At 70.3% G+C, this 13673-nt stretch carries 16 protein-coding genes; 8 read left to right on the top strand and 8 right to left on the bottom strand.

Annotated elements, in window-relative coordinates; all coding sequences use genetic code 11:
- Nucleotides 1-915, top strand: a 915-nt coding sequence (locus VJ693_RS01990) for a S8 family serine peptidase (protein WP_324151789.1), incomplete at its 5' end; no start/stop codon positions are given.
- 24 nt (nt 916-939) lie between these two features.
- Here the strand turns inward: VJ693_RS01990 and VJ693_RS01995 are convergent.
- The 4 genes from VJ693_RS01995 to VJ693_RS02010 are packed head-to-tail and all read right to left on the bottom strand — an operon-like array spanning nt 940 to nt 3729.
- Nucleotides 940-2067: a YeeE/YedE family protein gene (locus VJ693_RS01995; RefSeq protein ID WP_324151790.1), complete on the bottom strand. Its 1128-nt coding sequence runs from the start codon at nt 2065-2067 to the stop codon at nt 940-942.
- Between the two features lie 26 nt (nt 2068-2093).
- Entirely contained in the window at nt 2094-2969 is an 876-nt protein-coding gene (locus VJ693_RS02000) for a hypothetical protein (protein WP_324151791.1), read from the bottom strand.
- A 55-nt stretch (nt 2970-3024) separates the two neighbouring features.
- Nucleotides 3025-3495: a sulfur carrier protein DsrE2 gene (gene dsrE2 / locus VJ693_RS02005; protein ID WP_324151792.1), complete on the bottom strand. Its 471-nt coding sequence runs from the start codon at nt 3493-3495 to the stop codon at nt 3025-3027.
- 6 nt (nt 3496-3501) lie between these two features.
- The gene (locus VJ693_RS02010) at nt 3502-3729 is read right to left on the bottom strand and encodes a sulfurtransferase TusA family protein (protein ID WP_324151793.1); all 228 of its coding nucleotides are present in this window, start codon (nt 3727-3729) and stop codon (nt 3502-3504) included.
- Between the two features lie 159 nt (nt 3730-3888).
- Between VJ693_RS02010 and VJ693_RS02015 the strand changes: the two genes are divergently transcribed.
- Both VJ693_RS02015 and queE read left to right on the top strand, forming a co-directional pair.
- The gene (locus VJ693_RS02015; RefSeq protein ID WP_324151794.1) at nt 3889-4977 is read left to right on the top strand and encodes a 6-carboxytetrahydropterin synthase; all 1089 of its coding nucleotides are present in this window, start codon (nt 3889-3891) and stop codon (nt 4975-4977) included.
- A gap of 13 nt (nt 4978-4990) precedes the next feature.
- Nucleotides 4991-5626 (top strand): 7-carboxy-7-deazaguanine synthase, encoded by a 636-nt coding sequence (gene queE, locus VJ693_RS02020; protein WP_324151795.1) that lies wholly within the window; start codon nt 4991-4993, stop codon nt 5624-5626.
- Nucleotide 5627: 1 nt separating this feature from the next.
- On the opposite strand, the gene VJ693_RS02025 is transcribed toward queE, so the two are convergent.
- From VJ693_RS02025 to VJ693_RS02040, 4 genes are all read right to left on the bottom strand, one after another.
- A complete protein-coding gene (locus VJ693_RS02025; protein ID WP_324151796.1) occupies nt 5628-5906 on the bottom strand; it encodes a hypothetical protein in 279 nt (92 codons plus the stop codon).
- On the bottom strand, nt 5881-7407 hold the full coding sequence (locus VJ693_RS02030) for a hypothetical protein (RefSeq protein ID WP_324151797.1): 1527 nt from the start codon (nt 7405-7407) through the stop codon (nt 5881-5883). Before VJ693_RS02030 ends, VJ693_RS02025 begins: the two co-directional genes overlap by 26 nt.
- Before the next feature lie 88 nt (nt 7408-7495).
- Nucleotides 7496-7831, bottom strand: coding sequence for an H-NS histone family protein (locus VJ693_RS02035; protein ID WP_324151798.1), 336 nt, complete (start codon nt 7829-7831; stop codon nt 7496-7498).
- A gap of 77 nt (nt 7832-7908) precedes the next feature.
- Nucleotides 7909-8139 (bottom strand): hypothetical protein, encoded by a 231-nt coding sequence (locus VJ693_RS02040; protein WP_324151821.1) that lies wholly within the window; start codon nt 8137-8139, stop codon nt 7909-7911.
- Nucleotides 8140-8301: 162 nt separating this feature from the next.
- Between VJ693_RS02040 and VJ693_RS02045 the strand changes: the two genes are divergently transcribed.
- Genes VJ693_RS02045 through pseC form a run of 5 tightly spaced genes read left to right on the top strand, consistent with a single transcriptional unit; the run spans nt 8302 to nt 13671 of the window.
- Entirely contained in the window at nt 8302-9357 is a 1056-nt protein-coding gene (locus VJ693_RS02045) for a glycosyltransferase family 9 protein (RefSeq protein ID WP_324151799.1), read from the top strand.
- Nucleotides 9354-10454, top strand: a complete 1101-nt coding sequence (locus tag VJ693_RS02050; protein WP_324151800.1) for a glycosyltransferase — start codon at nt 9354-9356, stop codon at nt 10452-10454. Before VJ693_RS02045 ends, VJ693_RS02050 begins: the two co-directional genes overlap by 4 nt.
- A complete protein-coding gene (locus tag VJ693_RS02055; RefSeq protein WP_324151801.1) occupies nt 10441-11496 on the top strand; it encodes a hypothetical protein in 1056 nt (351 codons plus the stop codon). Before VJ693_RS02050 ends, VJ693_RS02055 begins: the two co-directional genes overlap by 14 nt.
- A gap of 16 nt (nt 11497-11512) precedes the next feature.
- Nucleotides 11513-12514: a UDP-N-acetylglucosamine 4,6-dehydratase (inverting) gene (pseB, locus tag VJ693_RS02060; RefSeq protein ID WP_324151802.1), complete on the top strand. Its 1002-nt coding sequence runs from the start codon at nt 11513-11515 to the stop codon at nt 12512-12514.
- A complete protein-coding gene (pseC, locus tag VJ693_RS02065) occupies nt 12511-13671 on the top strand; it encodes a UDP-4-amino-4,6-dideoxy-N-acetyl-beta-L-altrosamine transaminase (protein ID WP_324151803.1) in 1161 nt (386 codons plus the stop codon). Before pseB ends, pseC begins: the two co-directional genes overlap by 4 nt.
- The last annotated feature ends 2 nt before the right edge of the window (nt 13672-13673 follow it).

Here is a 13673-nt window from a genome sequence, read left to right on the forward strand (position 1 = left end):
GGCGCCTCGGCGGACCACAACTACAACTGGCACGACGCGATCCACACGGGAGGCGGCTCCTGCGGACCGGACGCCCCGGCTCCCTGCGACGACAACCAGCACGGGACGCACACGATGGGCTCGATGGTCGGAGACGACGGCGGAGCCAACCAGATCGGCGTCGCGCCCGGCGCGAAGTGGATCGGCTGCCGCAACATGAACGCCGGCAACGGCACGCCGGCGAGCTACATCGAGTGCATGGAGTGGATGCTGGCGCCGACCGACCTCAACAACCAGAACCCCGATCCGGACCAGGCCCCGGACGTGATCAGCAACTCCTGGACCTGCACCGAGGGCGAGGGCTGCACCGTCGGCAACGAGATCGTGCACGCGGTGGCCAACCTCACCGGCGGCGGCATCCTGTTCGTCGCCGCTGCCGCCAACGACGGCCCGAACTGCAGCACGATCACGAACCCGCCGGCGATCTACTCGGCTTCATTCACGATCGGCGCGACCGACATCAACGACGTGCTGGCGGGCTTCTCGAGCCGCGGCCCGGTGCTGATCAGCCCGCACATCAGCTCGAAGCAGGTCAAGCCGGATGTCTCCGCGCCGGGCGTCAACGTCAACTCCGCGTGGCCGCCCAACACGTACGCGAACCTCAGCGGGACCAGCATGGCAACGCCGCACGTTGCCGGTGCCGCGGCGCTGCTGATGTCGGCCGTGCCCGCGTTGAAGGGGCACCCGAACGCGGTCGCGCGGCTGCTGCGCGACACCGCGGCCACCAGTGGCGTGACCGATCCGGTGAACCAGGCCTGCGGCGGCACGCCGCGCACCCAGTGGCCCAACAACATGATCGGCTACGGTCGCATCGACGCGTACGCGGCGTATCTGGCCGCGGTGTCGGGGGCCGCAGATCTTTCGGACAGGCCCTGACGGCGCCGCACCAAGGAGCTTCGTTCAGCCCAGGCGCGACTCGCGCCAGTTGATGACCCTCAGCGTCGCCACCGAGCCGGCGACGATGCCGGCCAGCGCGATGAGCGAGCCGATGGCCAGCGTCGAGATGCCGGTCAGGCCCTGGCCGATCGTGCAGCCCATCGCGGTGACGCCGCCGAAGCCCATCAGCACGGCGCCGACGAGCTGGTTGCGCAGGTCCGCCAGCGAGGCGAAGCCCTCCCAGCGGAACCTGGCCGTCGCCAGCGCATGGGCCGTCGAGCCGAGCACGACCCCGAGCGCGGTCGCGATGCCGTAGCTCAGGTGCAGCGAGCGGTCGGTCCACAGCATCAGCAGCTCGAGCGTGTAGGCCAGCGGTGAGACGAAGCTCATCGATTCCAGCGTGCGCGTGTTGGTCGCGAAGTAGACGGTTTCCAGCGTCTCGGGGTTTTCGCCGTAGCCCAGGTGCCCGGTCAGGTACCACCCGCCGACGACCAGCGCTCCGAGCGCGAGCCCGCCCAGCACCTGAACCGGGTTGGTCCGGAAGCGCTTGTCCTTGAACACCACCCACAGCAGCCCCGCGGCGGCAGCGGCCACGGTCGCCTGCAGCGCCTGCGCCGGCGGCAGGCCGGTGAAGCGGGCGACGAGGGCCCCCAGCCCCTGGTCCTTCAGGCCGAAGCGGCCCAGGTCCAGCGCCACCGGATCCAGCCAGGTGGCGCGCCACTGGCCGAACAGGCCCTTGAGCGTCATGTACGACGAGATCGCGAGAAAGGCCAGCACGACGAACGAGCGCAGGCTGCCGCCGCCCAGGCGCACGAGGTTCTTGTTGGCACAGCCGCCGGCCAGGCTCATGCCGATGCCGAACAGCGCGCCGCCCACCAGCAGCGACAGCCAGCTCAAGCTCGGGCGGCGGTAGATCGATTGGCCCAGGTCCACCAGCCCGGCCAGTTGCAGCACATTCGCGCCGACCAGCGCCACCGCGATGGCCAGCAGCCACATGCGCATGCGCCCCCAGTGGCCCATGTTGACCACGTCGGACACCGCACCCATGGTGCAGAAGTTGGTCTTGGCCGCGATCGCGCCGAACACCAGGGCCAGTGCAAAACCGCCCCACAGCACGATCGTGGCCGCCGGTGGTGCCGAAGCAGAATCCATTTGGGGTCTCCGCGAAGTTCGGGGCGTCAGGGCGTCTCGCCGAGGGTGAGCTGTTCCATGGTCTGGTGGATCAGGTCCGGCACGCGCGCGATGCCCATGAACTGGCCCATGCCCAGGGCGGGCCAGGACAACGCGATGCGGTAGCGGCCGTACAGCGCGTAGGCCTTGTTGCCGATGATGAAGATCTCGTAGGGCAGGGCGGCGATGTGTTCGGGCCCGATCTTGCCGGCCCACCAGGCCTCGCCGGACTCGGGGTCGTTCAGTGCGACGCCGATCACCGCCAGCTGCTGGGCCGGCAGAACGACCTCGTAGACCTTCGCTGTCTGGCCCGCGCCTTTCGCGAGACGGGCCCGCACGGTGCGCAACGCATCGTCGAAGCTGCCGAAACCGCGCAGCTCGTTGCGCGAGGCATCGACGCGCTCCATGCCGAACATGTAGCGGTAGCGCGGCAGGTCGGCGGCGGGCACGTCGCCACCGAAAGGAGCACCCGCTCCCAGCGCGCGGGTCAGGCGCTCCTGCACCGACCGCAGCGCGGGCTGGGCGGCTTCGTAACGCTCGCGCAGGTAGGCGCGGCCCCAGTAGTCGGGGGTCATGTACGAAACGCTGCCGTCGTTCTTCACGCCCACCCGGATGGCCGCGGCGAGAATGGCCTGGCCGCCCGCGACGCGGATCGCATCGAGCAGCGCCGGGTCGGTGACCACCACGCTGCCGTAGGCCACGAGACCACGCGGCTGGTGCCGGCCGACGACCGTGAAGCCCTCGGCCTGGAGCTTGCGCTCGACCTGCCCCAGCAGCGTGGGCACGTCTGCCGCGGGCAAGGGGCTGCCTGACAGGTAGGGGCTGATCGCCAGCGCCCACGGCGCCCAGCACCAGCAGGCGACGAGCATGAGGATCTTCTTCACGCAAACTCCCGTGAAGGTGGCCGAAGGTAGGCACCGGGCGTGCCGGCGCAGGCGCTCAGATGAACAGGCAGACGTCGGTTTCGCCGGCGAACTTCATGAAGGTCGCCGCGCCGCCGTACTCGATGCCGTCGATGAAATCGCTCTTGTCGAACTCGAACAGGTCCACCGTCATCTGGCAGGCGATGAACTTGACCTCGGCTTCCTGGCAGAGATCGCGCAGCTCGGTCAGCGAGGCCACGCCCTTCTTCTTCATCTTGGCCTTCATCATCGAGGTGGCCATGGCCTGCATGCCGGGCAGCACCGAGACGATCACCGGCATCGGCACCGGCATCGGCATCGCCGGGTTGGCCAGTGGGCTGATCGCGATGCCGCTCAGGTCCTTGCGCAGCAGCTGCAGCCCGTAAAAGGTGAAGAACACCTGCACCTCCCAGCCCAGCGCCGCGGCGGTGGAGGCCAGGATCAACGGCGGGTACGCCATGTCCAGCGCCCCCTTGGTGGCGATGATCGCCATCTTCTTGGCAGCCATCGCGCGTCAGGCCTTCTTCAGCATGAAGACGTACTTGCCGCCTTCGGTGGTCGATTCCAGCAACGTGTTGCCGGTCTGCTCGGAAAAAGCGGCCATGTCGCAGACCGAACCGGGGTCGGTGGCGACCACGCGCAGCACCTGGCCCGAGGCCATGTCGGCGAGCGATTTCTTGGTCTTGACGATGGGCAGCGGGCAGGACAGGCCCGAGGCGTCGAATTCCTTGTCGTAGTTCATCCGTTTGTCTCCTGATCAGGCCACCCATTAGCGCGGTTGGGCCGGCCCAGCGTCTATTACCGCGATGGGGGATCGCGAATAACCCATCCGGGCTATGGGGTGAAGGTGAATCGCCGGCGCCCCCGGCCCGATCGGGAGCCGCATGGGAAAATCCAGCCCGTGACCCGCGCTCTCTTCACTGCCCAGGCCGGCTTCGAATCGGCCCGCCAGCTCCCCCGGCTGCCTGCCGGCCACCGCGCCGCCCGCCTGCATGGCCACGGGTTTCGCGTGCAGCTTCGTGCGGCGCTGCCCGAAGGCTGGGCGACGTTCTCCGGCGGCGAGGTCGAGCAACTGCGCGGCGCGCTCGAGGCGGCGGTGGCGCCGCTGGATCACCAACTGCTGAACGAGCAGGTCGCCGAGCCGGGCGACGAGCAGCTCGCCCGCTGGATCGCCGCGCGGCTGGGCCTGCCGAGCGGCTTCACGCTCGACCTGCAGAGCACCGACACCTGCGGTGTCGCGCTGGATGCCGCGGGCCGCGCGCTGGTGTGGCGCCGCTACCGCTTCCAGTCCGCCCACCGGCTGCCGAACGTGCCGCTGGGACACAAATGTGGCCGCATGCACGGCCATGGCTTCGAGGCGGTCGTGCATGCCCGCATCGGCGAAGATGAGGCGACCCATGTCGCGGCCGACCGGCTCGATGCGCACTGGGCACCGCTGCACATGGCGCTGAACTACGCCTGCCTGAACGAGCTGCCCGGCCTCGACAACCCGACCAGCGAGATGCTTTCGCGCTGGCTGTGGCAGCGCCTGGCGGGTGAGCTCGAGGGCTTGGCGTCGATCAAGGTCTACGAGACGGCCTCCTGCGGCGCGCAGTACGACGGTGCGGCCCACCGCATCTGGAAGGACTTCCACCTGGACAGCGCGTTGCGGCTGAAGCGCGCGCCAGCCGCGAGCCCGCTGGCCGGGCTGCACGGCCACACCTACACCTTGCGCCTGCACCTGAGCGCGCCGCTGGATGAGCTGCGCGGCTGGGCGCTCGATTTCGGCGACGTCAAGGAGCGCTTCAAGCCGGTGTTCAAGGCGCTCGATCACCACGCGCTGCACGACATCCCCGACCTCGTGGATGGCGATGCGGGCAGCCTCGCCGCGTGGGCGTTGGCACAGGCGCGCGAGCGGCTGCCGCAGGTGCAGCGGGTCGACGTATTCGAGACCGAAGGCTGCGGCGCCATCGCCTGGGCCGGCGAAGCCGAACCCGCGCTGGCGGTGTGAGGGGGGCCGTGCCATGACGTACGCGGTCAAGGAGATCTTCTACACGCTGCAAGGCGAGGGCGGCCAGTCCGGCCGGGCGGCGGTGTTCTGCCGCTTCGCCGGCTGCAACCTGTGGAGCGGGCGCGAGCAGGACCGTGCCGGCGCCGTCTGCAGCTTCTGTGACACCGATTTCGTCGGCACCGACGGCGCGGGCGGCGGCAAATTCGACACGCCCGAGGCGTTGGCGGCCGCGGTGGCCGGCCACTGGCCGGCGGCCATGGGCGGCAAGCCGCTGGTCGTGTGCACGGGCGGCGAGCCGCTGCTGCAACTCGACGCGCCGCTGATCGCGGCGCTGCACGCGCGCGGCTTCGAGATCGCCGTCGAGACCAACGGCACGCAGCCCGCGCCGCCGGGGCTGGACTGGATCTGCGTCAGCCCCAAGGCCGACGCGCCGCTGGTGCTGACGGCCGGCGACGAGCTGAAGCTCGTCTACCCGCAGCCGCTGGCGATGCCCCAACGCTTCGAGCACCTTGCGTTCCGCCACTTCTTCCTGCAGCCGATGGATGGGCCGGACCGTGCGCGCAACACGCAGGCGGCGGTCGAGTACTGCCTGGCCCACCCGCAATGGCGCCTGGGCCTGCAGACGCACAAGGTGGTCGGCATCGCCTGATTCAAGGCGCGTCGCCCGGGCCTTCGTCGACGAGGAAGAAGCCCGGCCGCAGCCGCCCGCTCAGGCGCACACGCTGGCCTTCCATCGCCTCGAAATGGGGGTCGCGCATCGCATTGCCGCCCGCGCGGCGCAACAGGTGCTGCGTGCCGTCCGGCAGCACCAGCACCATCGCGTGGCGCTCGCTCTTGCTGCCGCGGGCGACGAGTTGCCGCTCGACGCGGCCTTCGAGGGTGACGCGCTCGCCGCCAGGTTCGTCAGCGCGAGTGGAGTCGGCGCACATGCAGCAATTGTCCGTCTTCCTCGGTCGCCACCAGTGCGACGATGCGGCCGACCGGAGCGTCCGGCGAGCCGGCGGGCCGCCGGCCTTGCACGACGTGGATGCGCCGCTGCGCGCTGCCGGCCTTGCGCGCGATGTCGAAGCTCGCCGCCGGCGCGGCCGCGTCCAGGCCCGATTCGAGGGCCATGGCTTTCAGCGTCGCCGCCACCTTGCCGGCGGGCGCGGCATCGGCCGGCTTCAGCGGCGGCAAGGTCTTGGCCAGGTGCCGGCCCTCGCGTTCCAGCCGCTCACGGCGCAGCCCGCGCACGGTGCGATCCTGCGTATCGGCAAAGGCCTTCTTGAAGGCCTTGGTGCGGGCCAGGGCATGCGCGCTGAACGAGACCGGCTGCGCCGACGGGTCGCCCAGCAGGTAGAACTGGGCCAGCGTCTTCAGGTCGTACGGGTCCAGGTGGGTGCGCGCGCCGGCGAACTTCTGCCGCGCCTCGAGCGCGGCACGCCCGAGGGACGAGCCGCCGAGCACCTGCTGGATGAAGAACTGGCAGACGAAGTCGGCGGCGCCATTGCCTTCGCTGGGGCCGTAGGCGATGGTCGTGCTGCCGAAGACGCCGATGGCGCCATCTTCGAGGTAGGCCAGCGCAATGCCCTTCTCGCCGCCGGCATCGGCCGGGTCGTAGAGCTGCGCTCCATAGCAGCACTCGGCGGCCACCACGGTGCCGGCACTGACCTTGCCGCGCAGCGACTTGGCTCGATGGGCGACGGGGTACTCCTCGACACCGGGCGGCTGGCCATAGAACTCGGGCGCGCTGTCGCCGCCGTGGCAGTTGATGAAGTGCACGCGCGGCGCGAGCTGGGCCGGGCTCCAGCGCGGGCCCTTGGGCGGCGAGGTCTGCAGCTGATCGGCATGGCCGAAGGTGTTGGTCAGGCTGAGCGCGGTCGAGGCCTCCCAGGCCTGGGCGGACAGGGCGAAGCTGGCCTGGTAGTCACTGCGCGGCCGCGGCTTGGCGCGCGCGGCGGCACGGATGAGCTGCGCCAGCAGCGTCGGCTGGCGTGCGCCGACCACATCGGGCAGGCGGCCGACGACACGCGTCGGGCCGAGGAAGCGGTTCGGGTTCGTGCTGTAGGGCGTGTCGCAGGCGTAGGGCAGGTCGCTCGGCACGACGGGGTCGGTGTCGCCATCGGTGGTGCTGAACGCCGGGTTGGCCAGTGGCACCATCGGCATCACGTCCGGCCCGCCGAGCAGCAGCACGTAGTGCGGGCTGGCGCCGGCCACGATGCGGTCGATCGCCGCCTTGACCGCGCGGGCGTCCGGCTGCGCCGGGGTCGGGCCGCCGTAGCCGGACATCTCGTCGGCGTCATCGAGGTGGATCACGCTGGTCGCCACGCCGCGGCGCTTGTCGGCGGCGATCAGCTCGCGCAGCGCCTTGCCGATGGTGGCCAGGCCCTTGTCGCCATACTTGGCCTTCATCGCGCCATGCAGCGCCAGCACGACCTTGTCGATGGACATTGCAACCTCCCGCCGTTGAATGGACTGGGCGCGATCGTGGGCGGCGGCCGCCCACGGGGCAATCCTGAAGCTTGGGGATGCGCCGGCGTCAGACGGCCGCGTCGGGTGCTCCGGGCTTCAGCTCGTCGACACGCAGGCCTTCTTGCAGCAGCGCGCGGCGCAGCCAGTCGGGGTGCGGGCCCTGGCCATCCCAGGTGTCGCCGGTGACCGGGTGGCGGTACTTGATGGGCAGCGGGCCCGGCGGCGGCGCCGCCACCTCGGCCACGGGGGTGGGGGCGAGCAGGTCGTCGACCGTGATGCCCCAGTATTCCATCAAGGCCTCGATGCGCGCCAGCACGGCGGCGCGCTCCCGGCGCGAGAGCGCGGCAGGCGGGGCGGCGTCGCCCCACGGGGAGGGGGCATCGGTCGGGTCGTTGTCAGCCATCGAGGGCCATGACAGCGTGGTGTGGGGGCGATGCAAAACGACCGCGGCCGCCACAGGGGCGGCCGCGAGGCGTTCGATCAGGTTTGTGCTGCGTCGAGTTCCTTGCAGGAAGGCGAGCACACCGCTTGGGCCTTGCCCAGCAGCTTGCGCGACTTCAACTGGGCGCGCGGGCGATGCTTGCCGCACAGGAAACACGACATCGTGGCGGCGCCAAAGGCACCTGTCGCGGAGAACGGAGAACCCGCCACTTTCGAGCGGTAACGCAAACCTCCGGCGTCGATGGAGGTCTTGGGATCGTCCTTGGCCAGGGTAAGCTCCTTTGCTGACTGAACTCGAAACGGGGCTGCCGCCGCCGGGTGGGCAGCGTTGGCTCCGCCAACGCGACATTATCGCCGATCCCGCAAGTCCGACCGAGGTAAGGTGTCACACGCCGGTGAAGCACGGTGGGGCCGCCGATAATGCGCGCCTGCATGCGTATCCTGATCATCCGTAGCTCGGCGATCGGCGACGTCGTTTTCGCCTCGCCCTTTGCGACGGCGCTGCGCCGAACCCACCCCGATGCCCATATTGCCTGGCTGGCCGAGCCGGGCATCCACGAACTGCTCGCCGCCGACCCGGCGCTCGACGAAGTCATCGTCTGGCCCAAGGGCGAGTGGCAGAAGCTCTGGCGCGAAGGCCGCCGGATCGAGCTGTGGCGCGCGGTGCGCGCCTTTCGCGCCAAGCTGCGCGAGCGGGCCTTCGATGTGGTCTACGACCTGCAAGGCCTGGCCAAGAGCGGCTTTCTCGCCTGGCTCACGGGCGCCCAGCGCCGCGTCGGCCTGGGCTCGAAGGAGGGCAGCGCGCTGCTGATGGACGAGGTCGTCGAGCGGGGTGGTGACAAGGCGCTCATCGGCTCGGAATACCGCCACCTGGCCGAGCACCTGGGGCTGGATCTCGGCGAGTTCCTGCCGAGGCTGCACGTGGACCCGGCGGCCGAGCAGAAGGTGCTGGCCCTGCTCGCCGAACACGGCCTGGCGCCGGGCCGCTACGCGGTGTTCGCGCCGTTCACGACGCGGCCGCAGAAGCACTGGACCGTGGCGGCCTGGCAGGCGCTGGCGCCGAGGCTGATCGCCGAGACCGGCCTGGTGCCGGTGATCCTGGGCGGCCCGGGCGACGCCGAGGCGGCGGCCGGGATCGCCGCCGCCGACCCGCGCATCGTCAACCTGACCGGCCGCACCCGGCTGCCCGAGGCGGTCGCGGCCATCCGCCACGCGGCGCTGCTGATCGGCGTGGACACCGGGCTGACGCACATGGGCGCGGCTTTCGCGACGCCGACCGTGGCGCTGTTCGGCTCGACCTGCCCCTATCTCGACAATGGCCGGGCCAACGCCCGCGTGATCTGGCTGGCCAAGCCCTGTTCACCGTGCCGTCGCCGGCCCACCTGCGGCGGCAGCTTCCATTGCATGGGCGACATCACGCCGGCCCATGTGCTGGCCACCGCCCGCGGCGTGCTCGGCGCCCCCCACCCCCAAGAACAACACGCATGAAGAGCTTGCACGTCGAAATGGGCCGCCACCGGCTGGGCGGGACCATGCAGGTCTACTACCTGATGCGCGGCCTGAAGGCCCGCGGCGAGCCGGCGGTGCTGGTCTGCCCGAAAGGCAGCGTGCTGCACGAGATGGCCGTGCGCGACGGGCTGGCCGTGCGCCCGGTCGAGTTCGGCGGCGATGCCGACCTGCGCTTCATCTCCCGCTTCATGCGCATCCTGCGCGAGGAGCGGCCCGACATCGTCCACCTGCACAGCCGCCGCGGCGCCGACACGCTGGGCCTGGTGGCCGCGCGGCTCGCAGGCATCGGCAAGGTGATCGTCTCGCGCCGGGTCGACGACCCGGTCAAGCCGGGCTGGCTGACGCGGCTGCGCTACGTGAAGCTGCCCGACTTGGTGATCACGGTGTCCAAGGGCATCGCGCGCGTGCTGGAGGCGGCGGGCGTGCCACCGGGCCAGATCCGACAGGTCTACAGCGCCATCGACGTGCGGGCCTACCAATCGTCGCTCGATGGGGCCCAGGCGCGCATGCGGCTCGGCCTGCCGGCCGGCGCGCCGGTGCTGGTGGTCATCGCCCAGCTGATTCCCCGCAAGGGCCACCGCTTCCTGCTGCAGGCCCTGCCGAGCATCCTGGCCAAGCACCCGGACACGCGCGTGCTGTTCGCAGGTGAAGGCGAGTCCGAGGCCGAATTGCGCGCCCAGGTGCAGGCAACCGGGCTGGAGTCCTGCGTGCAGTTCCTCGGCTACCGCAACGACATCGGCGACATCCTGCGCGCCTGCGACCTGCTGGTGCACCCGGCGACGATGGAGGGCTTCGCCAACGTCGCGATGCAGGCGATGGCGGCCGGCATCCCGGTCGTCTCGTCGGCCGTGGGCGGCATGCCCGAGTCGGTGCGCGATGGCGTCACCGGCCTGCTGGTGCCGCCGCAGGATCCGGCCGCGCTGGCCGAGGCGGTGATCAAGCTGCTCGACGACCCGGGCCTGCGCGAGCGGCTGGGCCGGCAGGGCAGGGAGATCGTCGAGCGCGAGTTCACGACCGATGTGATGGTCGAAGGCAATCTCGCGGTCTATCGTGGCCTGCTCGATGGCCGGCACTGAGACCGCCGCCCTCGGGGTCACGCCCCGTGCGGCGGTCTACTTCGTCGCCTCGCCGCTGCACTACCTCGCGGCACGGCGCGTCGCGCTGGACCACGAGGCCGGCGCGCGCCAGGTGCTGGTGTGCTATCGGCCGGCGCTGGCCGGCATGATCCGCCATGCGGACTGGGATGCGGTGGTGCTGATGCCCTGGCCGCGCTTCGACCCGCTGCCGGGCCTCTTCGGCCGGCTGCGCCGCACGTTGGCCAACCTTCATGCGGTGGCCGCGGCGGTGGGGCCGGTGAGCGAGTTGCACCTGCACAGCCCCGTCTACGACACCGAGGCGATCAACTACTTCCTGCACGCGTTGCCGCGCCTGACCGGGGCGCGCGTGCGCCGGGCGCGCATCCTGCCCGACGGGCTGCTGAACCTGCAGCGACATCCGCTGAACGCGGCCAAACGCTTCGCCCAGCGCCTGCGTGGCCTGCGGCGGCTGGCGAACCCACTGCTGCGCTACACGCCGTTCAGCGGCGACCGCATCGGCTCGGAAGCCGCCTTCGTCGACCGCATCTACGTGCTCGACGGTTTTCCCCATGACTACGACCCGGCCAAGGTGCAGGTGCTGGCGCCGCTGGTGCAGCGCGAGGCCGGCGCCACGCGGGCGCCGATGCGCGCGCTGGTGGTGGGGCAGCCGCTGGTGGTGGTCGGCTTGCTGAGCGAGGCCGAACGGGCCATCGTGGCCGAGCGGATCGACGAATGGCTGACGGCCATGGGGATCACCGAGGTGCACTACAAGGCCCACCCGCGCGAAGGTGCCCGCGGTGGGTTGAGCCGCCCGCGCTACCGGCCGCTCGAGATCGACGAGCCGCTGGAGGCCTACCTGGCGCGCGAGCCCTACCCGGTGATCGCCGGCTGTTGCTCGACCGCGCTGTACACGGCGCGTCAGATCGGCGGCGCGGATGTCCGCATCGCCGCCTTCGGCGTCGGCCAGGTCCGCTTCAAGACGAGCGACGCGCGCGACAATGCAATGCGGCTGATGCGGCAGCTCGGCATCGAAATCCACTGAAGAACACGACCTCATCATGTTGAACGGCAAGTCCATCCTCATCACCGGCGGCACCGGCTCGTTCGGCAAGCAGTACGTGCGGACCATCCTGTCGCGCTACAGCCCGAAGCGCGTGGTCGTCTACTCGCGCGACGAGCTCAAGCAGTTCGAGATGCAGCAGGAGTTCACCGCGCCGCAGATGCGCTGGTTCATCGGCGACGTGCGCGATGCCGAGCGCATGAAGCAGGCCATGCGCGGTATCGACGTCGTCATTCACGCCGCCGCACTGAAGCAGGTGCCGGCGGCCGAATACAACCCGATGGAGTGCATCAAGACCAACATCCACGGCGCCGAGAACGTGATCCTCGCCGCCCTGGAGAACAACGTGAAGCAGGTGATGGCGCTGTCGACCGACAAGGCCGCCAACCCGATCAACCTGTACGGCGCCACCAAGCTCGCATCGGACAAGCTCTTCGTTGCCGCCAACAACATGGTGGGCGACCGCGAGACCCGCTTCTCCGTCGTGCGCTATGGCAACGTGGTCGGTTCGCGCGGCTCGGTCGTGCCGTTCTTCCGCAAGCTGGTGGCCGATGGCGCCAAGGAGCTGCCGATCACCCACCGCGACATGACGCGCTTCTGGATCACGCTGCAAGGCGGCGTGGACCTCGTGATGAAGTGCTTCGAGCGCATGCACGGCGGGGAGATCTTCATCCCCAAGATTCCGTCCATCCGCATCACGGACCTGGCCACGGCCATCGCGCCCGAGCTGCCGATCAAGATCGTCGGCATCCGCCCCGGCGAGAAGCTGCACGAGATCATGTGCCCGGCCGACGATTCGCACCTGACGCTGGCCTTCGACGACCACTACGTCATCTGCCCCAGCATCCGCTTCCACGACGCGGATACCGACTACCGCGTGAACCGGCTCAAGGAAACCGGCACGCCGGTGCCGATGGGCTTCGAATACAACTCCGGCAACAACCCGCACTTCCTCGATGTGGAAGGCATCCGCGCGATGAACGTGGAGGCGGGCGCATGATTCCCTACGGCCGGCAGGATGTGACCGAGGCCGACATCGCCGCGGTGAGCGCGGTCCTGCGCTCGGATTTCCTGACCCAGGGCCCCGAGATCCCGCGCTTCGAGGCCGCGCTCGCCGCCGCCTGCGGCGCGAAGCACGCAGTGGCCGTGAATAGCGCCACCTCGGCGCTGCACATTGCCTGCCTGGCGCTCGGCCTGGGCCCGGGCGACCTGCTCTGGACTTCGCCGAACACCTTCGTCGCCTCGGCCAACTGCGGGCGCTATTGCGGCGCCGACGTCGATTTCGTCGACGTGGAGCCGACGACCGGCAACATGAGCGCCGCGGCACTCGAAGCGAAGCTGGTGGACGCCGAGCGGGCCGGGCGCCTGCCGAAGATCGTCGTGCCGGTGCACTTTGCCGGGCTGTCGTGCGACATGGCGGCGATTCACGCACTGGGCCAGCGCTACGGGTTCAGGATCATCGAAGACGCTTCGCATGCCGTCGGCGGCCGCTACCGCGACGAGCCGGTCGGCAACTGCCGCCACAGCGACATCACGGTGCTGAGCTTCCACCCGGTGAAGATCGTCACCACCGCCGAGGGTGGCGCGGCGCTGACGCAGGACGACACGCTCGCCAAGGCGCTCGAGCGCCTGCGCACCCATGGCATCACGCGCGACCCGGCGCAGATGGTGGGCGAGCCCGACGGGCCTTGGTACTACGAGCAGATCGAGCTGGGCTACAACTACCGGCTGACCGACCTGCATGCGGCACTGGGCCGCAGCCAGCTCGACCGGCTCGGCGAATACGTCGCGCGCCGCGCCGAGTTGGCCGAGCGCTACGACGCGCTGCTCGGCGACCTGCCGCTGACCCTGCCGGGCCGCCGCGCCGACACGAGCTCCGCCTGGCACCTGTACGTGGTGCGCGTCGACGAGCCGGCCGGCGCGCCGCCGCGCCGCACCGTGTTCGACCGGCTGCGCGCGGCGGGCATCGGCGTCAACGTGCACTACATCCCCGTCCACTGGCAGCCCTACTACCAGGCGCTGGGCTTCCGGCGCGGCCAGTTCCCGCAGGCCGAGGCGCACTACGCCGAGGCGATCAGCCTGCCGCTGTTCCCCCTGCTGACCGACGAGCGGCAGGACGAGGTCGTCGCGGCGCTGCGCCGCGCACTGGGGCGCTGACG

The organism is Ideonella sp., from assembly GCF_035254525.1.
In the GTDB taxonomy this organism is placed as follows: domain Bacteria; phylum Pseudomonadota; class Gammaproteobacteria; order Burkholderiales; family Burkholderiaceae_C; genus Ideonella.

What these genes read in the sequence shown, in the direction of transcription:
- VJ693_RS02030 (WP_324151797.1), bottom strand. Translation starts at nt 7,407, where the DNA reads ATGTCCATCGACAAGGTCGTGCTGGCGCTGCATGGCGCGATGAAGGCC.
- VJ693_RS02035 (WP_324151798.1), bottom strand. Translation starts at nt 7,831, where the DNA reads ATGGCTGACAACGACCCGACCGATGCCCCCTCCCCGTGGGGCGACGCC.
- VJ693_RS02025 (WP_324151796.1), bottom strand. Translation starts at nt 5,906, where the DNA reads ATGTGCGCCGACTCCACTCGCGCTGACGAACCTGGCGGCGAGCGCGTC.
- VJ693_RS02055 (WP_324151801.1), top strand. Translation starts at nt 10,441, where the DNA reads ATGGCCGGCACTGAGACCGCCGCCCTCGGGGTCACGCCCCGTGCGGCG.
- pseB (WP_324151802.1), top strand. Translation starts at nt 11,513, where the DNA reads ATGTTGAACGGCAAGTCCATCCTCATCACCGGCGGCACCGGCTCGTTC.
- VJ693_RS02045 (WP_324151799.1), top strand. Translation starts at nt 8,302, where the DNA reads ATGCGTATCCTGATCATCCGTAGCTCGGCGATCGGCGACGTCGTTTTC.
- VJ693_RS02010 (WP_324151793.1), bottom strand. Translation starts at nt 3,729, where the DNA reads ATGAACTACGACAAGGAATTCGACGCCTCGGGCCTGTCCTGCCCGCTG.
- queE (WP_324151795.1), top strand. Translation starts at nt 4,991, where the DNA reads ATGACGTACGCGGTCAAGGAGATCTTCTACACGCTGCAAGGCGAGGGC.
- pseC (WP_324151803.1), top strand. Translation starts at nt 12,511, where the DNA reads ATGATTCCCTACGGCCGGCAGGATGTGACCGAGGCCGACATCGCCGCG.
- VJ693_RS01995 (WP_324151790.1), bottom strand. Translation starts at nt 2,067, where the DNA reads ATGGATTCTGCTTCGGCACCACCGGCGGCCACGATCGTGCTGTGGGGC.
- VJ693_RS02050 (WP_324151800.1), top strand. Translation starts at nt 9,354, where the DNA reads ATGAAGAGCTTGCACGTCGAAATGGGCCGCCACCGGCTGGGCGGGACC.
- dsrE2 (WP_324151792.1), bottom strand. Translation starts at nt 3,495, where the DNA reads ATGGCTGCCAAGAAGATGGCGATCATCGCCACCAAGGGGGCGCTGGAC.